The 23,711-nt window shown below is 69.0% G+C and carries 17 protein-coding genes, 1 tRNA gene and 1 pseudogene; 9 read left to right on the forward strand and 10 right to left on the reverse strand.

Features of this window, described 5'->3' with window-relative positions:
• Genes D456_RS0119540 through D456_RS24560 form a run of 8 tightly spaced genes read left to right on the forward strand, consistent with a single transcriptional unit; the run spans position 1 to position 8,775 of the window.
• Positions 1 to 897: a RimK family alpha-L-glutamate ligase gene (locus D456_RS0119540; RefSeq protein WP_040699700.1), complete on the forward strand. Its 897-nt coding sequence runs from the start codon at positions 1 to 3 to the stop codon at positions 895 to 897.
• Entirely contained in the window at positions 897 to 1,526 is a 630-nt protein-coding gene (locus D456_RS0119545) for a PLP-dependent aminotransferase family protein (protein ID WP_017577875.1), read from the forward strand. The genes D456_RS0119540 and D456_RS0119545 overlap by 1 nt, the downstream gene beginning before the upstream one ends.
• Positions 1,523 to 2,842: a DegT/DnrJ/EryC1/StrS family aminotransferase gene (locus D456_RS0119550; RefSeq protein WP_017577876.1), complete on the forward strand. Its 1,320-nt coding sequence runs from the start codon at positions 1,523 to 1,525 to the stop codon at positions 2,840 to 2,842. The genes D456_RS0119545 and D456_RS0119550 overlap by 4 nt, the downstream gene beginning before the upstream one ends.
• A complete protein-coding gene (gene argC / locus D456_RS0119555) occupies positions 2,835 to 3,878 on the forward strand; it encodes an N-acetyl-gamma-glutamyl-phosphate reductase (RefSeq protein WP_017577877.1) in 1,044 nt (347 codons plus the stop codon). Before D456_RS0119550 ends, argC begins: the two co-directional genes overlap by 8 nt.
• The gene (locus D456_RS0119560) at positions 3,875 to 5,725 is read left to right on the forward strand and encodes a M20/M25/M40 family metallo-hydrolase (protein WP_017577878.1); all 1,851 of its coding nucleotides are present in this window, start codon (positions 3,875 to 3,877) and stop codon (positions 5,723 to 5,725) included. Before argC ends, D456_RS0119560 begins: the two co-directional genes overlap by 4 nt.
• A complete protein-coding gene (locus D456_RS0119565) occupies positions 5,722 to 6,525 on the forward strand; it encodes a 1-deoxy-D-xylulose-5-phosphate synthase N-terminal domain-containing protein (RefSeq protein ID WP_017577879.1) in 804 nt (267 codons plus the stop codon). Before D456_RS0119560 ends, D456_RS0119565 begins: the two co-directional genes overlap by 4 nt.
• Positions 6,522 to 7,478 carry a transketolase family protein gene (locus tag D456_RS0119570; RefSeq protein ID WP_017577880.1) on the forward strand — a complete coding sequence of 319 codons (957 nt, stop codon included), beginning with the start codon at positions 6,522 to 6,524 and terminating at the stop codon, positions 7,476 to 7,478. The genes D456_RS0119565 and D456_RS0119570 overlap by 4 nt, the downstream gene beginning before the upstream one ends.
• Before the next feature lie 16 nt (positions 7,479 to 7,494).
• Entirely contained in the window at positions 7,495 to 8,775 is a 1,281-nt protein-coding gene (locus D456_RS24560) for an MFS transporter (protein WP_017577881.1), read from the forward strand.
• A gap of 100 nt (positions 8,776 to 8,875) precedes the next feature.
• Here D456_RS24560 and D456_RS0119580 read toward each other — a convergent pair whose 3' ends face one another.
• Positions 8,876 to 10,084: a cation:proton antiporter domain-containing protein gene (locus D456_RS0119580; protein ID WP_017577882.1), complete on the reverse strand. Its 1,209-nt coding sequence runs from the start codon at positions 10,082 to 10,084 to the stop codon at positions 8,876 to 8,878.
• Positions 10,085 to 10,340: 256 nt separating this feature from the next.
• Here D456_RS0119580 and D456_RS28070 point away from each other — a divergent pair.
• Positions 10,341 to 10,578: pseudogene (locus tag D456_RS28070) on the forward strand (VOC family protein); the annotation flags it as partial.
• 62 nt (positions 10,579 to 10,640) lie between these two features.
• On the opposite strand, the gene D456_RS0119590 reads toward D456_RS28070, so the two are convergent.
• From D456_RS0119590 to dnaA, 9 genes are all read right to left on the reverse strand, one after another.
• Positions 10,641 to 10,714 (reverse strand) — tRNA-Ile (locus D456_RS0119590).
• 162 nt (positions 10,715 to 10,876) lie between these two features.
• The gene (locus tag D456_RS0119595; RefSeq protein ID WP_017577883.1) at positions 10,877 to 11,587 is read right to left on the reverse strand and encodes a DUF3566 domain-containing protein; all 711 of its coding nucleotides are present in this window, start codon (positions 11,585 to 11,587) and stop codon (positions 10,877 to 10,879) included.
• 112 nt (positions 11,588 to 11,699) lie between these two features.
• Positions 11,700 to 14,255 carry a DNA gyrase subunit A gene (gyrA, locus tag D456_RS0119600; protein ID WP_017577884.1) on the reverse strand — a complete coding sequence of 852 codons (2,556 nt, stop codon included), beginning with the start codon at positions 14,253 to 14,255 and terminating at the stop codon, positions 11,700 to 11,702.
• Positions 14,256 to 14,302: 47 nt separating this feature from the next.
• Positions 14,303 to 16,237 (reverse strand): DNA topoisomerase (ATP-hydrolyzing) subunit B, encoded by a 1,935-nt coding sequence (gene gyrB / locus D456_RS0119605; RefSeq protein ID WP_083904632.1) that lies wholly within the window; start codon positions 16,235 to 16,237, stop codon positions 14,303 to 14,305.
• A gap of 470 nt (positions 16,238 to 16,707) precedes the next feature.
• Positions 16,708 to 17,220: a DUF721 domain-containing protein gene (locus D456_RS27615; protein ID WP_394297284.1), complete on the reverse strand. Its 513-nt coding sequence runs from the start codon at positions 17,218 to 17,220 to the stop codon at positions 16,708 to 16,710.
• Positions 17,221 to 17,236: 16 nt separating this feature from the next.
• Positions 17,237 to 18,373 (reverse strand): DNA replication/repair protein RecF, encoded by a 1,137-nt coding sequence (recF, locus tag D456_RS0119615; protein ID WP_017577887.1) that lies wholly within the window; start codon positions 18,371 to 18,373, stop codon positions 17,237 to 17,239.
• 87 nt (positions 18,374 to 18,460) lie between these two features.
• Positions 18,461 to 19,357: a phosphogluconate dehydrogenase (NAD(+)-dependent, decarboxylating) gene (gnd, locus tag D456_RS0119620; RefSeq protein WP_017577888.1), complete on the reverse strand. Its 897-nt coding sequence runs from the start codon at positions 19,355 to 19,357 to the stop codon at positions 18,461 to 18,463.
• Between the two features lie 95 nt (positions 19,358 to 19,452).
• A complete protein-coding gene (gene dnaN / locus D456_RS0119625) occupies positions 19,453 to 20,592 on the reverse strand; it encodes a DNA polymerase III subunit beta (RefSeq protein ID WP_017577889.1) in 1,140 nt (379 codons plus the stop codon).
• Between the two features lie 1,169 nt (positions 20,593 to 21,761).
• A complete protein-coding gene (gene dnaA / locus D456_RS0119630; protein WP_017577890.1) occupies positions 21,762 to 23,699 on the reverse strand; it encodes a chromosomal replication initiator protein DnaA in 1,938 nt (645 codons plus the stop codon).
• Positions 23,700 to 23,711 lie beyond the last annotated feature (12 nt).

Here is a 23,711-nt window from a genome sequence, read left to right on the forward strand (position 1 = left end):
ATGTCCGCACCCGAGGTACTGCTCTCGGTCACCATGCTGCGCCCTGAGGAGAAGCTCCTGCTGGAGGCGTTGCGCGGTCGGGGAGTGCGTGTGGACACCGCACTCCCCGCGGACCTGGCGTCATTGCTGGCGGGGCGTTCGGTCCCGCCGGCCCTCGCCCTGGTCCGCAACCTCTCACACCGCGAGGCCGTCGACGCGGCCCGCCGCCTGGAGTATCTGGGCGTGCGGGTCGTCAACAGCACGCGGGCCATCGAGGTCTGCAACGACAAGGGGCTCCAGGCGATGCTGTTCGAGAGCCACGGCGTCCCGCACCCGCGTTCCCTGCTGGCCTTCAACTTCGAGCAGGTCAGGGCGTCCGTGGCCGAGGTGGGATGGCCCGCCGTCGTCAAACCCGTGAGCGGGTCGTGGGGCCGGGGCGTCAGCCTCCTCACCGACGGGCCGTGCGTCGACGCCTGGGTGGGTGGACGCGAGTCGGCCGACGCCGCGTCGAAGCTGTTCCCGGTCCTGGTGCAGGCCCACATCGACAAACCCGGGCACGACCTGCGTGTCGTGGTCGTCGGCAGCGAACCCGTAGTGGCCATCCGGCGTTCCTCGGACGGTTGGCGCACCAACACCCACCTGGGTGCCGAGGTCGAACGCACTGAGGTCACCCCGGAGATGGCGGGGATCTGCGAGCAGATCGTCAAGGCACTCGGCGAGGGCTTCTACGGGGTCGACCTGGCCGAGGACCGTGCTACCGGCACCCTCCAGGTGATCGAGGTCAACGCCAACCCCGAATTCGCGCACTCGTCCCGCCGACACGGCGTGGACGTGGCCGGCCTGCTGTCCGACTACGTGTCCACCTCACCGGCCGCGTCCGAGCCGGTGACAGGTCCGAACCCGACTGGAGTGAACTGATGGAGCTGTTCGACACGGCGATGGTCCTCACCCGGGTCATGACCTCGGGCGTCGTGATGAGTATCGAGAAGAGCGACCGCGAACTGCCCGGGCTGGAGCGGTTGCTCACCAAACGCACGAAGCGTTCGCACGCGGTGCTGGTCAACAGCCGGACCGCAGCGGTCCACGCGGCCCTGGCCGGACAGGGCATCGTCCACGGGGACCGGATTCCGGGTGGGTCCCTGAGTCCGGAGACCCGGGCGTTCGTCAACTGGCTGGGGGTGGAGACCACCGGCACCGGCGCCCCGGCCTTCGACGAGATCGCCCTGGACGCACACGTCGCGGACAGTCTCCCCGAGCGGGCCGCCGAGGCCACCGCACCGGCGATCGTGGTGGACCTGACCGGACTCGGTTTCGGGCCGGCCGCCGCGGTCCTGACCGACGACCCGACCGTGTGGGCGCGGGCCGAACGGCTCAAGATCTTCGGGGCCCACGACCTGCGGACCATGTGGACCCAGGAGGAGTCCATGCCCGACCTGGTCCCGGGGGTGCAGTTCAACTACCGGCTCAGTCCTCTGGTCGCGGCGTGCGCGCGCATGGCGCTCATGCAGACCGCCCGGAAGAACGTCGAGACAGGAGCACGGCTGTGATCAGTGATTTCCCACGCGCACCGCTTCCGCTGCCGGACGAGGCCGAGGTGGACTCCGCTCTGGCGGCCCACGGAGGCCCGGCGATGGTCCCGGCCGACCGGCGCCGGACACAGTTCCCGGTGATCACGAAGGAGGACGTCTTCACGATGCTGCTGGCCCAGCGCCAGGAGCCCGAGAAGGTCGTTGCCGGCTTCACCGAGGCCTACCGCGACTACGTCGGTGCCGGTTACGCGCTGCCGACGGCCAGTGGGACGGCGTCGTTGCACATGGCCCTGGCCGGGGCCGGGGTCCGCCCCGGGGACGAGGTCATCGTCCCGGCCTTCACTTTCATCGCCACGGCGCAGGCCGTTGTCGCGGCACACGCGGTCCCGGTCTTCGTCGACATCGATCCGCTGACCTACTGCATGGATCCCGCTGCCGCCGAGGCTGCTGTGACCGAGCGGACGGCTGCCGTGATGCCTGTCCACGTGCACGGCCTCCCGGCCGATGTGCCGTCCCTGCGCAGACTGGCGTCACGGCGCGGTCTGGCGCTGGTGGAGGACGCCTCCCACGCGCACTCGGCGCGGATCGGCCCGCACGTGGCCGGCTCCATCGGCGACGCGGCGGGACAGAGCTTGATGGCGGACAAGAACTTCCCGCTCGGCGGGGAGGGCGGGATGGCTTTCTTCGCCACGGAGGAGGGCTACCGCCGCGCGGTGCGTCACCTGCGCGAGCACGGGATCGACTACCGGATGTCCTGGGTCGCCGCGGCGTTCGGTTCCAGTCAGCTCGGACGGCTGCCGTACTACGACGCGGTGCGGGCCCGCAACGCCGAGCTGCTCGGGGACTCCCTGGAGCGGACCGGTCTCTTCACACCCCCGCACGTACCCGAGGGGTGGACCCACTCCTACAACATGTACCGGATCGGGCTGCGCCCCGAGGCGGTGGGTCTGGGTGACCTGGATCCGCACGCGGTCAAGGCCGCCGTGCACGAGCTCCTGGTCGCGGAGGGTGTGCCTGCACGGGAGTGGCAGAACACCCCGCTGCCCTTCCACCTGCCCTTCCGCGAACGGTCCGGGTTCGGCCGCGGGTACCCGTTCACGCTCAGCCCTGCGGGCTCTCGCGAGTACACACCCGAGGACTTCCCCAACACCCTGCGGATGCTGGACAGCACGCTCGTGCTCTGCCGTGAGCTGCGGGCGCCCGTGGAGTACGAGCGGATCCTGCGGTACCGCGACGCGTTCGCCAAGGTCGCGGCCCGCCCGGACGCCGTCCGGGATCTGGCCGCCCGGCAGGAAGTACCCCACCCCTACGAGAGGGCGGCCCGTCTTGGCTGAGTCCGCACTGAGGGTCGCCGTCGCCGGTGCCAGCGGTTACACCGGTGGAGAACTGACCCGTCTGCTCCTCGAACACCCCAACGCCGAACCGGTCTTCCTGTCGGCCGAACGCCACGCGGGCAAGCGCCTGGGGACGGTCCATCCGGCGCTGCGCAACCATCCGGCGGCGACGGGCCTGCGGTTGGCGCCCCTCACCGAGATGCCCGAGGTCGACGTGGTCTTCTCGTGCATGCCCACCGGGACCGCGCCCGAGCTGGCACCCGCGCTGGCGAAGAACAGCGACCACTTGGTCAACCTCGCCGGGGACTTCCGGCTCGACGACACCGAGGAGGTGCGCCGCCACTACCCTGCGACCGCCGACCATCCACCACCCGGTCGGTTCGTGAACTTCGTCCCCGAGCTGGCGGACGGCGCACCCGACAGCGCCTTCGTGAGTGTGCCCGGGTGCATGGCCGTGGCGACGGTCTACGCCCTGCAACCCCTGTTCGCCGCCGCACTGGTCGACGCACGGGTGGTGGTGGACGCCAAGACGGGGTCCACCGGCGGGGGCCGGACCGGGGGCGAACACCCGGCCGAGCGCAACGGCAACTTCCGGGTGCACAAGCTGCACGGGCACCGGCACGCCCCCGAGGTCTCCCAGGTCCTGGGGGAGACCACGGGGCAGCGTCCCGACCTCCAGTTCTCGGCGCACAGCCTCGACACTCCGCGCGGGATCGTGGTGACCGCCTACACCCGCCTGCTTCCGGGACGCACCGCCCTGGACGTCAAACGGGCCTTCGGGCGCGCTTACGCCCGGACCCCGTTCGTGCGGATGCGCAACAGCCCCAGGGCACCGCACGAGTTCCCCATGCTCAAGGCCGTCGTCGGCTCCAACGTGGCCGAAGTTGCCCTGTCGGTCCAGGAGGACCGCTGCGTGGTCGTGTGTGCCCTCGACAACCTCCTGAAGGGCGCCGCCGGCCAAGCCGTCCAGATCATGAACCGGACCGTCGGACTCGACGAACGTGCCGGCCTTCCCTCCACGGCGGTGTTGCCATGAGCCCCCTGTACGTCATCAAGATCGGAAGCGCGACCCTCGAGCACGAGAGCGTCTTCGGCGAACTGGCCGAACTGGTCGCCCGCGGCGCGCGGGTGCTCGTCGTGGCCGGGGGAGCCGCAGGTATCGAGCGGCACTACCGGGAGACGGGGCGCCGGGTCCCGACCCTCTCCCTGGCCAACGGGGAGAGGGTCCGCCACTGCCCGCCCGAGGAGGTCCCGCACCTGGTCGACGCGTACGAACAGGTGACCCTGCCCCTGGTCACGGCCGGTCTGGAACACCACGGACTCACCTCGTTCGTGTCGGTGGCGGGACGGTCGGGCCTGGCCGGGGCGGACACGAACCGCCCCGTGCGGGCGCTCACACCGACCGGACGCACCCGGGTGGTGCGCGACCACCGGGTCGGTGTGCCCAACCGTGTGGACACCGCCCGGATCACGACGCTCCTCGAGGCCTTCGACGTCGTGTGCCTGTCCCCGCCGGTGGCCGACAACGCGGGCGGCGGCATGCTCAACGCCGACGCGGACGTGCTCGCGGCGGTGCTGTCCAACGCTCTGGGCGCGGACCACCTCCGGCTCGTGACCGGTACGCGCGGGCTGCTGCGCGACGCCGACGACCCCGCCTCCACCGTGCACGACCTTCACCCGGGCGAAGGAGACGCCTTCGCCCACGGGCGGATGCGGCAGAAGGTCCGAGCCGCCGAGATGGCCCTGGACGAAGGTGCGGACGTCGCGGTGACCGGCCCGCACACCATGGCGGACCCCACCGCCTGGAGCCGTTTCTGGCGATTGCCCGAACCCGGTGACGACCTGCGGCTGCTGACCCGGGCCGCCTCGATCCCCTCGGTCTCGGGGGACGAGCACGAACTCGCCGTGTACCTGCGCACGTGGTGCCACGGACGAGGCATCGACGCACACATCGACGGGGCCGGGAACCTCGTTGCCGAACGCGGCCGCGGGGAACGCGCCCTGATGCTGCTCGGCCACATGGACACCGTGCCCCACCACTGGCCGGTGCACTGGCAGGGGGAGGAGCTCTCCGGCCGGGGCACCGTCGACGCCAAGGGGAGCCTGGCGTGTTTCCTGGAGGTGCTCGCCTCGGCACGGGTCCCCGAGGGTACCCGGCTGACGGTCGTGGGTGCGGTGGAGGAGGAGATCTCCACATCACGGGGCGCCTTCCACGTGCGCGACCACCAGCGGGCGGATGCGGTCGTCATCGGCGAACCCAGTGGATCGCGCACACTCACCCTCGGCTACTTCGGGCTCTTCAAACTCGGCGTCACCGTGACCGTGCCCGCCGGCCACTCCGCCGGGGCCGACGCCCTCTCCGCACCGGACAAGCTGATCAGCACGCTGTCCGAGCTGAGGGAGGCCGTCCTGGCGCAGGCACCCGACGCCCTGAGCGCGATCATCGACGTCGGCAACTCCTCCGGCCTGGCATCGCACTCGGCCAGGGGAGTGCTCAACTTCCGCGTCCCGCCCGGGGCCGACATCGAAACGCTGCTCAAGACCGTCGTCGACCACACACCCGACGGGGTGGACGTGCAGGTCCTGCGCTCCACACCCGGCCGGTCGGGCGGGCGTACCTCACCGCCGGCCAAGGCCTTCGGTCGGTCGTTCGCGCATCTGGGGATCCGACCCCGGCACGTGGTGAAGAAGGGCACCTCCGACATGAACACACTGGCCACCACTTGGGACGGGGTTCCGATGGTCGCGTTCGGACCGGGTGACTCCTCCCTCGACCACACCGACACCGAACGGATCGGCGCCGACGAGTACCGCCGGGCACGCGAGGTCCTGTCCCTGGCCGTGGCGAACTGGCTGGGCCGAGCGGCGGAGGAGGAGAGATGACCACGACCGGGACCGAAACACCCCTCGACCTGCTGGTCGAGAGGGCCACGCGGACACGCCGGCTCGTGGTGGACATGGCCGCGGGGCCGCGAGGCTGCCACCTCGGCGGCAGCCTCTCCGTCACCGACCTGCTCGTCGCGGCCCTGGACCGCGCCGGACGGGACGAGGGCACGGAAGTGGTGCTGAGCAAGGGCCATGCCGCCGCCGGCCTCTACGCCGCTCTGCACACGAGCGGTGTGCTGGCCGAGAACCCGGCCCCGCACTACGGGCTCGCGGGCCACCCCTACACCGGGCACCCGAGCGCCCACGTCCCCGGCGTCTCCTTCCCCACCGGCAGTCTCGGCCACGGCGTCCCCTACGCGGCCGGTTGGGCACTGTCCCGCAAACTCTCCGGAAAGCCGGGAGGCGCGATCGCGATCGTCGGCGACGGCGAGCTCCAGGAAGGCCTGGTGTGGGAGACCTGCCAGGTGGCCGCCGCCCAAGGGCTCGGCAACCTCGTCCTGCTCGTCGACGCCAACGGGGGCCAGAACGACGGCCCCGTCTCCCGGATCTCGCCGCTGGAGCACCTCTCCGAACGGTTCGCCGCCTTCGGTCTCCGCACCGCGGAGACCGAAGGCCACGACATGGCGGCCCTGACCTCACTCCTGGACCGCGGCCCCGACCCGTCGGGCCGTCCGCTGGCAGTGGTCGCCTCCACCGTCAAGGGCAAGGGCGTGCCCGCCGTCGAAGGCAAGGCCGGTTCGCACTACGTACGCATCGACGCTGCCCGCGCGGCCCGGTGGAAACGGAGGATCACATGACACTGTCCGGACGTGAGGCCTACCGCGACGAGCTGACGCTGCTCGCCCGGGAGGACCCCTCGATCATCTGCCTGGAAGCCGACCTCGGCGGTGCCCGGCACCCCTTCGAAGAGGCCCATCCCGACCGTTTCTTCAACCTCGGGATCGCCGAGGGGGCCATGATCGACATGGCCGCCGGGTTGGCCGCTGCCGGATACCGGCCCTTCGTGAGCACGTTCGCTCCGTTCGCGACGCTGCGCGCGGCGGAGAGCCTCAAACTCACCCTCGGCTACATCGGTGCGGGTGTGACCGTCGTGGCACCCTACGCGGGCGTGTCGGGCGCCTGGTTCGGCACCACGCACCACGGTTTGGAGGACATCGCGGTCGCCCGCTCGGTCCCCGGGGTGACCGTCGCTGCTCCCCACGGTGAGCAGGAGATGCGCGCCGTCGTTCGGGAAGCGGCCGCCTCGGGACGGCCGCACTACGTCCGGACCGGCCGCAACGCCGTCCATGAGAGCCTCTCGCCGGCGGCGACCGCCGAGCCCCTGGTCTGGGACCGCCACGCCGGGCCCGGGGACGTCTGCCTCGTCTCGGTCGGTGAGGAGGGCACCCGGTTGTGCACGGAGGCGACAGCGGTCAGAGACGGCCTCGCGCACGCGCACCTCTGCTACCTGGACCACGAGAACCTGAGCAGCATCACCGGCCTACTCGGTGAGCGGTACTCGCGTTTCGTCGTCGTCGAGGAACACCGTGCCGAGGGCGGGATCGCCGAGGCCCTGGCCCTCCTCATGCCCCGGAACGAGGTCCACGGGGTCAACGCCGGCCGGGCCTGGCCCACCGAGGGAGGCGACCACCACGAGGTCATGGCCTCCCTGGGACTGCACCTGCCGGCGGTCCTGGACACCGTCGACCGGCTCACGGGCCCCGCGCCGGTCTCCGTACGCCGCCCGGACGCGACCCTGACGAACGCGTGAAAGCAAGGTGATCAGAGTGTCCGTACACGACACAGTTTCCCGGGGCAGGACCTTCTCGGTCTTCCAGGGTTCGGTCCTGGCGGCGGGGGCGGGTGACGGCATCACCCGTGTGGGTCTGCCGCTGCTGGCCCTCACGTTGACGCAGTCGCCCACGGCCATCGGCCTGGTGACCGCTGCCGCCTGGCTGCCCTGGCCGCTCGTGGCGATCCCCGCGGGTGTGCTCTCCGACCGTTTCCCCCCGTTGCGGGTCATGCGGATCACGGAGGTGCTGAGGGTGGTGGCGATCCTGGCGGTCGTGTTCCTCGCCCTCGCCGGCCTGCTCCCGATCTGGATGTTCGCCGTGGGGGTGTTCGTCATCGGCGCCACAGGGGTGGTGTGCGACATCGCCTCGCAGGCCGCCGTACCCCGACTCGTCGATCAGCCCGACCTCACCCGGGCCAACGGCCGGGTGCAGTCCATCCAGATGGGGACGGTGCAGCTCCTCGGCCCGGCCGTGGCGGGGTTCGTGGTCGCACTCGGTGTGGCGGGGGCCCTCGGGGTCCTCAGCCTCACGTACGTGGTCTCGGCGGTGCTGCTGTTCGCGATCCCGCTCACGGCCACCCGGACCGCCCCGGGCCCGACCGACCCGGACAGCGCTGCGGAGAAGCGTTCGCCGCTGCGTGAGACCGCCGACGGGTTCGTGTACTTCGTGCGCCGCCCCGACGTGCTCAAGCTCGCCGCGCACGCGGCCGCCATCAACTTCACCTTCATCGGGCTGATGACCGTGCTCCCGCTCTGGGTCGTCGACCCGGGACCCCTCGGCATGACGACGGGGGCGTACGGGATCCTGTGGACCGTGATCGCGGCGGGCGGTCTGATCGCGGGACTGGTCGCGCACCGGTTCTTCGAGATCGTGCCCGAACGCCTCTTCGTGCGCCTGTGCCTGCCCGCCTTCGCGGTGAGCGTCCTCCTCCTCACGATCCCGCACGTGGTTCCCGTCGCCATCGGCCTCACGGCCTTCGGTGTACTGCTGATGTTCTGGAACGTCGTCACCATCACCTACCGGCAGCGAACCGTTCCCACCGAGCTGTTCAGCCGGGTGAACGCGGCCTACCGGTGGCTGAGCTGGAGCGTCATGCCGGTCGGTGCGGCGCTCTCGGGGACGGTCGCCGGCCTGGCCGGTGTCCAGGGGCTCATCGTGGGCTACACGGTGCTGCTCGTGGCCATGGCGGTGGTGCTGCCGCCCCGGTTGCGTACGAGCGAACCGGCGGAGCGGACCGAACCGGCGGAGCGGACCGAAGAACCCGCCTCCCCTTGACGGCCACGCCCACGTCCCGCACGGGTCGGCCGGGCCCCGGTGCCCGGCCGGCCGTCACGTCGGCGCACCTGCGGGGGCGCACCACCCCTCCCGGCCACGGTCAACCGGGATGAGCGGGATGGGCGTACACCCGTCGGAAGGCCGACGCGGTGAGGCCGTGCGCGATCACGCTGGCCGTGACAGCCAGGCTGACGGCGGCGAACAGGCGCGGATCGTGGACCCCTTCGTGGGTGGAGTGCGCCGCGTAGAAGAGCGCACTGATGCCCATCGGACCGAACCACCCGACGAAGGCGGCATCACGCGGCCGTAGGCCCAGCGGCCGCATGAGGGCCAGCAGCACGAGTGGACGGCGCAGCAGTAGGACGGCGAGCACGAAAACGAGCGCAGCCGGTCCGAACTCGATCCACTCGCTCCACGGGAGTACCGCCCCCAACAAGACGAACACGGGCAGGCCCAGATAGCGGTTTACCGCCTCGTCGATGTTCTGCTGCGGGTTGCGCTCCTCTCTGCGGACCGTGCGGTTGTAGGCCATCCCGGCGGCGAAGACGGACAACACCCCGCCCGCTCCGATCAACCGCGCCACCCCGAGCACGGTGACGGCGAGCAGCAGAGTGAAGAGGAGGGAGGGCCCCTCCTCCAGTTCCCGCCGACGCGTGGCCGCCTCCATCGACTTTCCCGCCGCCGCTCCCAGGGCCGTCCCCAGGAGCACACCCCCCAGCACCTCCCACAACAGACGCCCTGCTGATTCGACGGGACCGGTGAGGGGCACGACAACGGCCACCGCGACCCCGACCAGAGGGAGGGCCAACCCGTCATTGGCCCCGCTCTCCCCGGTGATGAGCTTCCGCAGACGCGCGGGCAGGTCCCGCTGGGCCGGTGCGCCGGTCACCACCGACGCGGCGAGCACCGGGTCCGTCGGACACAGGCAAGCACCCACCAGCATCGCCAGGGCCACCGGTAGCCCGAGCATCAGCGCCGCCGTGCCGGTCACGATCGCTGCGATCGGCATGACGGCGCACAAGAGCAGCGCGAACTGGGGCACGAGTCCGCGGAGCGAGGTCGTGGGGAACCGCAGAGCCGCCGTCATGACCGAGGCAGCCAGCAGGATCCGGGTTCCTTCGAGGAGGAGGGACTCCCGCGTCTCAGGAGAGAACACGAGCAGGTCGAGTGCGTAGGGGCCCAGGGCCACACCGAGCAGCAGGGCGAGTAGCGGCTCGCTCAAGGGCATGGTCTGAATCTTGCTGCTGAACAGTGCGAGGAGCACACTGAGTGCACCGACGGCCGCATACACCATGTGAAGGGAGTCCATCGGTTGTTCCTCCGCTACCTCGCACCTGTCTCCGCCGCGGCAGGCTAACCACCGCGTGCTCTGCTCCTGTGTACGCCGGGCCGAGGAGGCGGAAACAGATCCTCCTGCGGGCACCCGCACACAAGGGGGTACCTCGCCGAACCAGGGTGGTTCTGTCGCACCCCCGAGGGTGCCGATGTTCGGTGGTACGAGCAAGGAACCGGCCTGCTCTTGCAGAAACGTATCGACGCCGTGAGTACCGGCACGAGGCAAGGGGATAACCGCTGCGCGGAGTAGTGATGCACGTGCCGCCGACGTCCGTGCCGACGCCCTCGCACGTTTCTGGTGTGCGGTCCTCGACTACGAGGCGCAGGGCGAGGACGACGGCAGCAGCATCACCATCGGCCCGCCCGGGGGACAACCGCCGCGGCCCGGTACCCCCGGTGCTGACCTTCGTCCCCGTCCCCGAGGGCAAGACCGTAAAGAACCGGCTGCACGTCGACCTCAGCCCGGCCGTCGACCCTGACCGGGGCTTCGGGCATGAAAAAGGCTCCCGTGCGGGAGCCTTTCTCGCGGGTGGGCGTACCAGGACTTGAACCTGGGGCCTCATCCTTATCAGGGATGCGCTCTAACCGTCTGAGCTATACGCCCGCGTTCCGGATGGAACTCTACCGCATTCGGAGGACCGGAGCGAACAGGCGGCCGGATGCGGAAGGTGAAGGGGTGCAGCAGGACCGCATCCCTTCACCTCCCATTTTATCGCGTTCCATGAGTGCTCGGACCATCACCGGGGTCGGACACCGCGCCAGTGGGCTACTCGGCCTCGGACAAGGTGATGTCGACGCCGCCGACCAGGTCCGCGACCAGGTTGTACAGCATGCCTCCCACCGTGGCCAGGGCGGTGAGCAGCACGATGTTGAGGGCACCGACCACACCGGTGAGCCCGAGGACGCGTCCGGGGGAGAACCAAGCAGCGGGGTTGAGGCCGAGCTCGTCCTCACCCCCGTCACCCTCGAGCAGCGCCGTGAGCATCGAGGTGAGCTCGTCGAAGACCCCGAGGAGCGACAGCGTCGCGTAGATGACCGCAACCGCCACGAACAGGACGATGAAACACACCAGCGAGACCACGAAGCTGAACTTCATCACCGACCACGGTTCCACACGGGAGACCGTCAGGTGAGCCTTGCGGCTGGACATCGTCGCCTTCACGGCGTTGGGCTCCTCCGGGGCCGAGGCGGTGTCGGTCACCGAAGCGGTGCCGCTCGACGTGCCCTTCGCACCCGAGGTGGCCTTCGAGCTCTTCGCGGTCTTCGGATTGTCGGTGGCTCGGGAGCTGTCCGTGGTATTCGAACTCTCCGTGCCCTTGGAGTCGGTGGCTTCGGAGGTCTCGGCGGTCTTCGAGCTCTTCGCACTGTCAGCCGATCCGGCCTCCGCGGTGGCCTCGCCCGCACCCTTCCCAACGGCCGTGTCGACACCGTCCGCGTCGGAGTCGTTCGAGGTGCTGTTCCGCTCGTTGTCAGACATAGAAACGTTACCGCTGGACTTTCATTGAGAACGGTGTTGGCGCCGTGGCCCCCGTGGGCCCGAGAAGTCGGGCTCCACGGGAACCGAAATGCATCAGGACGTATCGCGCAGTCTAAGCGTCGATGTCCGGAGTGTCGCCGACCTCGGACCCATCCGTGTCGGTCTCCTCCGCCTCGACCTCGTCGGCGGCCTCGGCGTTGCGGGCCACGGCGACGATCTTGTTGCCCTTGTCGAGGTTCATCAGACGTACACCCATGGTGGTGCGGCCCGACTGCTTGATCTCGTCCACACCGGTGCGGATGACCCCGCCGCTGGAGGTGATCGCGAAGAGCTCGTCCTCCTCGGGGTCGACCGTCATCGCTCCGACGATCTCACCGCGGGCCTCCACGACCTTGGCGGTCAGCACACCCTTGCCGCCCCGGTTCTGCAGCGGGTACTGGTCGGAGGGTGTGCGCTTGCCGTACCCGTTCTCAGTAGTCACCAGGACGTCGGTGGCCCCGTCCCCGGGCCGGATGACGTCCATGGACAGCAGGTGGCCGCCTTCAGGGAAACGCATACCGATCACACCGCTGGTGGCCCGGCCCATCGGCCGCAGCGACCCGTCCGAGGCCCGGAACCGGATCGCCTGCGCGTCGCTGGAGATCATCAGCAGGTCGTCCTCGGGGAAGACCAGGCGTGCGGCGATGAGCTCGTCGTCCTCGCGCAGGTTGATCGCGATGATGCCGGCGGAACGGGCCGAGTCGAAGTCGCCCAGGCGGGACTTCTTCACCAGGCCGTCGCGGGTCGCCAGGACCAGGTACGGGGCCGCCTCGTAGTCGCGCAGTTCCATGATCTGCGCGATCTCCTCGTCCGGCTGGAACGGGAGCAGGTTCGCCACGTGCTGGCCGCGGGCGTCACGGGCGGCCTCCGGCAGCTCGTAGGCCTTCATCCGGTAGACCCGGCCCTGGTTGGTGAAGCACAGGATCCAGTGGTGGGTCGTGGTGACGAAGAAGTGCTGGACGATGTCGTCCTGCTTCAGCTGAGCACCGCGCACACCCTTGCCGCCGCGCTTCTGTGCGCGGTAGCTGTCCACACGCGTGCGCTTGGCGTATCCACCGCGGGAGATCGTGACGACCACGTCCTCCTCCGCGATGAAGTCCTCCATACGCATGTCCCCCTCGAAGGGGATGATGTGCGTGCGCCGTTCGTCGCCGTACTTCTCGACGATCTCGCCCAACTCGGCACGGATGATCGAGCGCTGGCGTACTGCGGAGCCGAGGATGTCGTTGTAGTCGTCGATCTGCGCCATGAGCTCGTCGTACTCGGACGTGAGCGCATTGCGCTCCAGCGCGGCGAGCTTGCGCAGCTGCATGTCGAGGATCGCGCGAGCCTGCACGTCGTCGATCTCGAGCAGCCCCATGAGGCCGGTGCGGGCCTCGTCCGCGGAGGCGCTGCTGCGGATGAGCTGGATGACCTCCTCGATGCGGTCCATGGCCCGCAGGAGGGCACGGAGGATGTGGGCCCGTTCCTCGGCCTTGCGCAGCAGGTACTGGGTGCGCCGGACGACGACCTCGACCTGGTGCTTGACCCAGTGGCGGATGATCTGGTCCAGGCGCAAGGTGCGCGGGACACCGTCGACCAGGGCGAGCATGTTCGCGCCGAAGGTCTCCTGCAGCTGCGTGTGCTTGTACAGGTTGTTGAGCACGATCTTGGCGACGGCGTCGCGCTTGAGCACGATCACCAGACGCCGACCGGTGCGGCCGCTGCTCTCGTCGCGCACGTCGGCGATGCCGGTGATCTTGCCGTCCTTGACCAGGTCGGCGATCTTCAGCGCGAGGTTGTCCGGGTTGACCTGGTAGGGCAACTCGGTGATGACCAGGATCTGGCGCCCGCGGCTGTCCTCCTCGACCTCGACCACGGCCCGCATCGTGATGGAGCCGCGCCCGGTCCGGTAGGCCTCCTCGATCCCGCGACGGCCCACGATGAGGCCGCGGGTGGGGAAGTCGGGCCCCTTGATACGCGCGAGGAGGGCCTCCAGGAGCTCGTCGTCCTCCGCCTCGGGGTTGTCGAGGTACCAGTTGACGCCCGCAGCGACTTCGCGCAGGTTGTGCGGCGGAATGTTGGTGGCCATGCCCACCGCGATGCCCGAGGAGCCGTTGACCAGCAGGTTCGGGAAGCGGGACGGCAGGACGACCGGTTCCTGGGAGCGGCCGTCGTAGTTGGGCCGGAAGTCGACGGTCTCCTTGTCGATGTCCCGGAGCATCTCCATGGCCAACGGCTGGAGCTTGGCCTCGGTGTACCGCATCGCGGCTGCGGGGTCGTTGCCGGGCGAACCGAAGTTGCCGTTGGGGTCCACCAGCATCATGCGCATCGACCACCACTGGGCCAGGCGGACCAGGGTGTCGTAGATCGCGCTGTCACCGTGCGGGTGGTAATTGCCCATGACGTCGCCGACGACGCGGGCGCACTTGAAGTACCCGCGATCGGGGCGGTAGCCGCCGTCGTACATGGCGTAGAGCACACGTTGGTGGACCGGCTTGAGGCCGTCACGCACATCGGGCAGAGCACGGCCGACGATGACCGACATCGCGTAGTCGAGGTAGCTTCGCTGCATCTCGACCTGGATGTCGACAGGTTCGATCCGGTCGTGTTCGCCCGTGGGGGCGTCCGGGTTGTTCGCATCCGCCACGGATGTCGATCCCTTCTTCGAGGAGTCGTGGAGCGGGGTGGGCCGGGTCAGATGTCCAGGAAGCGGACATCCTTGGCGTTGCGCTGGATGAAGGAGCGCCGGGACTCCACGTCCTCACCCATGAGCACGCTGAACATCTCGTCGGCCTGGGCGGCGTCGTCCAGGCTGACCTGGGCCAGAACCCGGTTTGCCGGGTCCATCGTCGTGTCCCACAGCTCGTTGGCGTTCATCTCGCCGAGACCCTTGAACCGCTGGACCAGGTCGCGGGGGCGCGGGTCCCTCTTGCCCTGGGCGATGCCGGCTTCGATGACCCGGTCGCGCTCTGCGTCCGAGAAGGCGTAGTCGGAATCGTTCCCGCGCTGGTCCCACTTGACCTTGTAGAGCGGCGGCATGGCGAGATAGACGTTGCCCGCCTCGACCAGGGGCTTCATGAAACGGAACAGCAGGGTGAGCAAAAGGGTGCGGATGTGCTGGCCGTCGACGTCGGCGTCGGCCATGAGGACGATCTTGTGGTACCGCAGCTTGCTCGCGTCGAAGTCCTCGTGGATACCGGTACCCAGGGCGGTGATGATCGCCTGGACCTCAGCGTTCTTGAGGATCCGGTCGATGCGCGACTTCTCGACGTTGAGGATCTTGCCGCGGATGGGCAGGATCGCCTGGTGGTGCGGGTCGCGGCCGCCCTTGGCGGAACCGCCGGCCGAGTCGCCCTCGACGATGTAGACCTCGCACTCCTCCGGGTTGGTGGACTGGCAGTCCGACAACTTGCCCGGCAGGGAGGTGGACTCGAGGAGGGTCTTGCGACGGGTGAGGTCGCGCGCCTGGCGGGCGGCCACACGGGCGCGAGCGGCCTGGCTGGCCTTGGAGACGATGTCCTTGGCCTCACCGGGGTTGCGCTCGAGCCAGTCGCGCAGGTGCTCGTTGGTGACCTTCTGGACGAAGGACTTGGCCTCGGTGTTGCCCAGCTTGGTCTTGGTCTGGCCCTCGAACTGGGGATCGGTCAGCTTGACCGAGATGATCGCGGTCAGGCCCTCACGGATGTCGTCGCCGGTGAGGTTGTCCTCCTTCTCACGCAGCAACTTCTGGTCACGGGCGTACCGGTTGATGAGCGCGGTCAGCGCGGTGCGGAAACCCTCCTCGTGGGTGCCGCCCTCCGCAGTGTTGATGGTGTTGGCGAAGGTGTGCACCGACGAGGTGTAGGACTGGTTCCACTGCATCGCGATCTCGGCCGCGATGCCCTCGCCCTCCTCCTCGAAGGAGATGATCGACGCGTGGGCCGGATCCTTCTTGGCGTTGATGTGGTTGACGTAGTCCGACAAGCCGTTCACGTAGTGGTACGTGTTCACCACGGGACCGTCGTCGATGAAATCCGGCCGCTCGTCGCGGATGGTGATGGACAGCCCCTTGTTGAGGAAGGCCATCTCCTGCATCCGGCGGGAGAGCGTCTCGTAGGAGAACGTGGTGGTCTCGAAGATGCCGGGATCGGCCCAGAAGGTGATCTGGGTCCCGGTCTCGGAGACCTCCTCACCGCGGACGAGCTCGCCCGGCCGGGTCATGTCGTAGCGCTGGCGCCACACGTACCCGTCACGGCGGATCTCCACGTCCAGTGCTGTGGAGAGCGCGTTGACGACGGAGACACCGACACCGTGCAGACCGCCGGAGACGGCGTAGGACTTGTCGTCGAACTTGCCGCCCGCGTGCAACGTGGTGAGCACGAGTTCGATGGCGGGGCGTTTCTCGACCGGGTGGAGATCGGTGGGAATGCCTCGGCCGTTGTCGGCGACGCGTACTCCGCCGTCGGCGAGCAGAGTCACCTCGATGGCGTTGGCGTACCCCGCCATCGCTTCGTCGACGGAGTTGTCCACCACCTCCGAGACCAAGTGGTGCAGGCCCCGCTCTCCGGTGGAACCGATGTACATCCCGGGGCGCTTGCGTACTGCCTCAAGCCCCTCGAGGACAGTGATTGATCGAGCGTCGTAGGCCAAGTGGGAACACCCTCCTGCTGGGGACACCCGTCCACCGGTTCCGAACGGCCGGCGGGTCGGCGTACGGCACGACTGCCCGCAGGGACCGATGCGACTCGGTGCCTGGGGATCAGCCTTCGCCGTACGGGCCGTCCGCCCACCCTCTGATTGGGGCGTGGTACCGGCTTGGGGGCGTCTGAAGAACCGCCTCCATGATACCTCGCGTGGTGCGACAAAGTGGCATTGGCGGCCCTGTGCCGCCTCACAACGAATTTTCAGTGAGGGAGCCGAGCCCCCTCACACGGAGCGGGCCCCCCGAAAGCCGGTGCCCCCTTCAGCGCCCTTACGGGGTCATGTGACTCACTTCACTGCAAGGCCTTGCGCTACCAGGCCCTCCACCGGCGCCATCCACACCGCACGAAATACTTAAAACACCAACTGACCTGCGAAGATTCCAATATCTCAGGTGAGAGCACAAGAGCGCTGACCGGTCAGCGCCGACGGGAACCGGGGCCTCGAACCTTGATGGCCAGGACCGTGCCGTCCCCCAACTCCTCGTTCAGTTTCCTCATCAACGGTCGCACCATCGTGCGCGCTTGGGCCGCCATGGTCGGCGAATCGGCCACCACGACCAGTTCGCCCTCCGAAAAACTCTCCGGTTTGAGGCGGCTGGCGTTGAACTCGCCAACGATGTCCGCCCAGCGGCCGAAGACCCCTCCGATGGCCACCTGCTCCTGCCACCCGTGCTCGATCAGCCAGGTGCGGACCGCGTCACCGAACATCTGGGGCTCGGCCCGTGACCGCAATCGGCCACGGCGGCGGGCCCGATGCGGCGCCCGCGTATCACCCCCGCGCTCGCGGGCCTGCGCGCGCGCCCGCGCGAGAGCCTGGCGGGCCAGGTCCGCACCGGTGGCCTGACCCCGCTCGGCAGCGGAGGAGGAGGCATCCACAGGGTGTGGACGACTCTGCCCCGCGCCGACACCCGGGCCGCCGGGCCCGTCCACAGGGTGTGGAGGAAACTCATCCATGATCGACACCCCCGTCCCGGACCACGAAACGTGCTCCGTCCAGTTCCCGGGGGATGTCGTCCTCGACCGCAGCGGTCACCAACACCTGTTCGGCGTCGCGTACCCGCTCGGCCAGTCTTCGGCGCCGCTCGGCATCCAGCTCGGCGAACACGTCGTCGAGGATCAGTACGGGGTCGTCGCTGTCGGCACGCAGCAGGCCGAAGGCCGACAACTTCAGCGACAGCGCGAACGACCAGGACTCACCCTGGCTCGCGTAACCCTTCGTCGGCAGATCGCCCAGGCTCAGCACCAGCTCGTCCCGGTGGGGGCCCACCAGACTGACCCCGCGCTGCAACTCGCGGTCGCGCGCTCGGGCCATCGCCGAGCGCAGCTCCACGGCCAGGGTCTCGCGGTCGGGCGCGGGCTCGGGACCGTCCGGGTCGATGGAGGATCGGTAGGCCAACCGGGCCGGGCCACCGGAGTCGGTCAGGCCGGCATAGGCCTCCTCCACCAAGGGGCGCAGATCTGCCACCAGGGACAACCGGGCCGCGAGAAGCTCGGATCCGGCCTCGGCCAGGTGGGAGTCCCACACTTCCAGGGTGCTCAGGTCGGGCGTCGCCCCCTTGCTCGCGAACATGCGCCCCGAGGCCGACTTGAGCAGGGCGTTGCGTTGCTTGAGCACCCGTTCGTAGTCCGAACGCACCCCTGCCATACGTGGCGCCCGCGACACCAACAGGTCGTCGAGGAAACGGCGCCGCTCCCCGGGGTCGCCCTTGACCAGGGCGAGGTCCTCCGGGGCGAACAGGACGGTGCGCAGAGCACCGAGCACCTCGCGGGGACGCCCGGCCGGGGACTGGTTGATCCGAGCCCGGTTGGCCTTGCCCGGGTTGAGCTCCAGGTCCACCACCATCGACCGCTCGTCCCGCACGATCTTGGTGCGGATGATGGCGCGGGGCGCGCCGTGGCGTACCAGCGGGGTGTCCGAGGAGACCCGGTGGCTGCTCAGGGTCGCGACGTAACCGAGCGCCTCGACGAGATTGGTCTTGCCCTGGCCGTTGGCTCCGACCAGGACGGTGATCCCGGGGGAGAGCTCCAGGAGTGCCTCACCGTAGGACCGGAAGTCGGCCAGTTGCAGGTGGGAAACGTACATCCGGCCTTCCTCCTGTGGACGGCGTCGGGGGCGCGGGCGGCAGGAGAACGCGGTCGGGGCGCACCGACGCCGCCCCGACCGGGAAGGTCAGGCGGAGGGGTTGTCCTCGTCGGATCTGGTGACGGCGTGGCCGCCGAACTGGTTGCGCAGGGCCGACACGACCTTCATCGCCGGACTGTCGTCCTGTCGGGAGGCGAAGCGGGCGAAGAGCGCAGCGGTGATGGCCGGGGCCGGCACCGCGTGGTCGACCGCTGCCTGGACGGTCCAGCGGCCCTCGCCGGAGTCCTGGGCGTAACCGCGCAGCTCCGCCAGTTCGGGGTCCTCCTCCAGCGCCCGCGAGAGCAGGTCCAGCAGCCAGGAACGTACGACGGTCCCCTCGCGCCAGCTCTCGAAGGTGCCGGGGACGTCGTCGACGATCCCGGAGGCGGCCATGAGCTCGAAGCCCTCTGCGAAGGACTGCATCATCCCGTACTCGATGCCGTTGTGGACCATCTTGACGAAATGTCCCGCACCGACTGCCCCGGAGTGCACGAAACCGCCGCCCTCGTCCGGGGTGAGGGACTCGAAGAGGGGACGGGCCTGCTCGACCTGGCCGGCGTCGCCGCCGACCATGATCCCGTAACCGTTCTGTCGGCCCCAGACGCCGCCGCTGACACCGACGTCGAGGTAGCCGATGCCCTTGGCGGCGAGGGTCTCGGCACGGGTACGGTCGTCGACGTAGTGGGTGTTGCCGCCCTCGACGACGAGGTCCCCCTCACCGAGCAGCTCACCGAGTTCGGCAACGGTCCGGGCGGTGGGGTCACCGGCCGGGACCATCACCCACACCACACGCGGGGCTTCCAGACGGGCGACCAGGTCCGCCAGACTGTCGACGTCGCGCTGGTCGGAGGTGACGTCGTAACCGACGACCTCGTGGCCCTTCTCGCGCAGGCGGGCGGCCATGTTGCCGCCCATCTTGCCCAGGCCGATCATTCCGAGTCGCATGGGTCCTCCTCTTGATCCCCAACAGTGGGCACGTGCGGGCCGGTCGGCCGCAGCGGCAGACGGCCGGTGGGGTCAGTCGATCGAACGGCCGAGGATCAGTTGGGCGGGCGCACCGGCATGATCAGGTAGCGGTACTCGGGGGCGGCGCTCTCCTCGGCCGGTTTGCCGGTGAGGATCGCGGGCTTGGTCGCCGTGGTGAAGTTCAGCCGTGCCGTGTCGCCGCCGATCGCTCCCAGGCCGTCAAGCAGGAAACCGGAGTTGAACGCGATCTGGATGTCCTCGCCGTCGAGCTCGGCCTCCAGGGTCTCCACCGCCTGGGCGTTCTCGCCGGTGCCTGCCTCGAGGGTCAGAGTGCCCTCGGAGAAGGCCAGACGGAGCGCGGTGTTGCGCTCGGCGACCAGGGAGACGCGCTTGACCGACTCGACGAACTCGGCGCGGTTGACCTCGGCGACCGAGTTGAAGCTTTCCGGCAGCAGGGCCCGGTACTTGGGGAACTCGCCGTCGAGCAGGCGGGCGGTGGTGCGTCGGCCGCCGCCCTCGAAACCGATCATGCCGTCGCCGGTGTCACCACCGGCGAGAGCGATCGAGATCTCGGCGCCGGACGTGAGGGACTTGGCGGTGTCGGCCAGGGTCTTGGCGGGCACCAGCGCGACCGCGGACAGCTCGGGGTTCTCGGGTTTCCAGTTGAGCTCACGCACTGCGAGGCGGTAGCGGTCGGTGGAAGCCAGCGTGATGGTCTCGCCCTCGAGCTCGACCCGTACACCGGTGAGCATCGGCAAGGTGTCGTCGCGGCCGGCCGCGATGGCGACCTGGCTGACGGCGGCGGCGAAGGCGTCGCTGCCGACGGTCCCGCTCAGACTCGGCATCTCCGGGAGCGTGGGGTACTCGTCGACGGACATCGTGTTGATGGTGAACTTGGCGCTGCCGCAGGTGACCAGGGCCTTGGCTCCGTCGGTGGAGATCTCCACCGTCTGTGGAGGAAGGTTCCGGGTGATCTCGGCCAGGAGTTTGCCCGGAACCAGGACACGTCCGGGTTCCTCGACGTCGACGTCGATCACCGACTGGGTGGAGACCTCGTAATCGAAACCGGACAGGCGCACCCGCTGGTGGCCCTCGTTGTCGTCGGTCTCGAGCAGAATACCGACCAGCACCGGGACCGAGGGGCGCGTCGGGAGAGTGCGCGCGGTCCAGGCGACTGCGTCGGCCAGTACGTCGCGTTCGACCCGGAACTTCACTTGTCCGACTCACTTTCCGCACGACCGACGGGATCGTCGGCCGAAGCCTTCACGTTGGCAGCTCGTGGGTGTCTGTGGGGGTGGCCGGGTCCTGCCCGTCGCCGATGGGTGTCCACAGCGTGTGGACCGGCCACAGGAGGAGTCACCCGGTCCCCGTCGAGGTCTCCACGCCAGTGGCGGGAACGGGACAGGGGCGAGACCACACGTTACCCGGATTCACCCGCTGCCGCTCACCACACCACACCTCGCCGCTGACACCCCCGTCTCGCCGAGTTGTCCACAGATTTGGAGCGAAGCTGTTTTGACGCCACATCTGGGTTACTCAAGGTGCGCAGTAGTAGTAGGGGCTGTGGACAGTGTGGATAACCATTGTCTTTGCAGGTCAGAGGCCAAATTTTTGTCCACAGGGCCTGTGGGTGAACCTGTGTAAAACTCGAGGTCACTGTGGACGGAGGGAAGCGCCCACAGGTTGTCCACACGGTATCCACAGGCCCATCCACAGTTTTTCCCCTGGTTGTCCACATCAGCCCAAGGTCCGATCATCCGATGACAGGCTGAGCTATCCACAGCAGACCCCCCGGTTACCCACAGGCTCAGGGCACTTGTCCACAGCTTTTCCACAGCGTTGTCCACAGATTTTGGCCCTTGCCTGTGGATAACTCGTCCCAGATCGCTGAAAATTTTTTTTCGAGCCCACCGACGTACCTCGCGAACCTGGACAAAGATGCTGTGCACAGCGTTATCCACAGGTGCGCGGGAAAACTTGAACATCGTTCATTGACACGGTTGCCCGGTGCGCGCCGGCACTGTGCACAGAAGCCCCCCGGAGGCCCCGGAGAACAGGGCATTCGAGGCTTTGCGGTCGGGAAGAGGGAGGTCGGAGGCGGTACTTCGCACAGCGGTCATCGGGGTGTGGATACACACACAAGCCTGTGGACAACTTGCGCAGAGGGCTGTGGAAGGCCCTTCCCGGCCGTCCTGTCCGCCGGAAACCTGTGGACCTGTGGACGGATCGCTCCGTCCACACGGTGACACGTCCGCACGGTGACACGTCGACACGGAGACACATCGGCCCGAGGACATGTCGACCCCGCAAACACCGCGGGGAGGACCGACCGGAGGTCGGTCCTCCCCGCGGTCTCTCGGTACCTCTCCGGTGCGGAAGCCGGTCAGTGCATCGGGGGCTGGTCCTTGATCCGGCTGGTGAGCTCGTGCACCTGGTTGTAGATGGAGCGCCGCTCGGCCATGAGGGCGCGCACCTTCCGATCGGCGTGCATCACCGTCGTGTGGTCGCGGCCACCGAACTGCTGCCCGATCTTGGGGAGGGAGAGCTCGGTGAGCTCCCGGCACAGGTACATGGCGATCTGGCGGGCGGTCACGAGTACCCGCGAGCGCGAGGTCCCGCACAGGTCGTCCACCGTCAGGCCGAAGTAGGCAGCTGTCTGGGACATGATCGTGCCGGTCGTGATCTCGGGGACCTCGTCACTGGGGACGAGGTCGCGCAGTACCTGCCCGGTCAGTTCCAGATCCACCGACTGCCGGTTGAGGCTGGCGAAGGCGGTGACACGGATCAGCGCCCCCTCCAACTCGCGGATGTTCGTGGAGATCTTGCTCGCGATGAACTCCAGGACCTCCGGGGGCGCGGCCAGGCCCTCCTGTGCCGCCTTCTTGCGCAGGATCGCGATCCGGGTCTCCAGTTCGGGCGGCTGCACGTCCGTGAGCAGGCCCCACTCGAACCGGCTGCGCATGCGGTCCTCCAACGTCGTCAGCTGCTTGGGCGGCCGGTCGCTGGAGATGACGATCTGCTTGTCGGAGTTGTGGAGGGTGTTGAACGTGTGGAAGAACTCCTCCTGCGTCTGCTCCTTGTTCTCGAGGAACTGGATGTCGTCCACCAGGAGCACGTCGATGTCCCGGTACCGGCGGCGGAACCCGTCCGCCTTACCGTCCCGGATCGAGTTGATGAACTCGTTGGTGAACTCCTCGGAGCTGACGTACCGCACACGCGAACCCTCGTACAGGCGGTGCGTGTAGTGCCCGATGGCGTGCAGGAGATGGGTCTTGCCCAGGCCCGACCCGCCGTGGATGAACAGCGGGTTGTAGGCCTTGGCGGGAGCCTCGGCCGCGGCGACCGATGCTGCGTGCGCGAACCGGTTGCTGGACCCGATGACGAACGTGTCGAAGGTGTACTTCGGGTTCAGGCGCGCGTGCTCGCTGGGCGGTGCCTCCTGGGAACGGCCGGGGGGTGCATCGGGTGACTCGCGGGGCCCGGCCACTTGCCGGTCCCCGCCCCCGGTGGGGACCGGGGCGTCCTCGAGCGGTGCCGCCGGGGTCTCCCAGCGGTTGGGAGCATCCCACTCGGGGGAGGCGAACTGCTCCTCGGACGGGGGAGCCCACCCACCGGGCTCGGGCGGGCGGGGCGCGGGTTCCGGCGCCGGCCCGTGCGTGCGCCGGGCGTGTTCTCCCCCGTGTGCGGGAGAGCCGGGCAGTTCGTCCTGGGAGTAGCGGTACGGCTCTGCCTGTGTGTCCTGGGGGTGGGTGTACGGCTCTGCTCCCGGGGCGGCGTGTGCACCGTGCGGGTCCTGCCCCTGGGGCTCGGAGTGCAACAGGTCGGGCTGGTGCGGGGCGGGGCGGCCGTGCCTCCCCCCGCCGTACTGGTCCGGGTAGTCGTGGGGCGGATGGTACTGGTCCTCGGAAGGCTGGTGCGCCGACTCGGAGGCCGGTGCGTTCTGCGGCCCGTGGACGGTGTGCGGGCCGTGGGCCTGTGGAGCGTGTGCCGGATCCTGGGGATACTGCGGTGGCGCTGGGGCCGGGGAGGCCTGAGGCGGTTGCACGGGCTGAGGGGACTGCGGGGTCGGTGGCGGGGTCGGGACCGCAGTGGGGTCCACCGTCACCGCCACACGGATGTCTCTGCCCAACTGCCCGGACAACGCCTTGCTGATGGCCGGGTAGAGCCGGGTCTCGAGCACCTTCTTGGTGAACTCGTTGGGTGCGGCGATGAGCGCCGTGTCCTCGATCAGGCCGAGCGGACGGGTCTGCGGCAGCCAGGCGCGCTGGTGTGCGGGCAGGGCATCGTTGTCGAGCCCGTCCAGCACGCTGGACCAGACCATTGCGAGGTTGAC

The organism is Nocardiopsis kunsanensis DSM 44524 (assembly GCF_000340965.1).
Classification (GTDB): domain Bacteria; phylum Actinomycetota; class Actinomycetes; order Streptosporangiales; family Streptosporangiaceae; genus Nocardiopsis; species Nocardiopsis kunsanensis.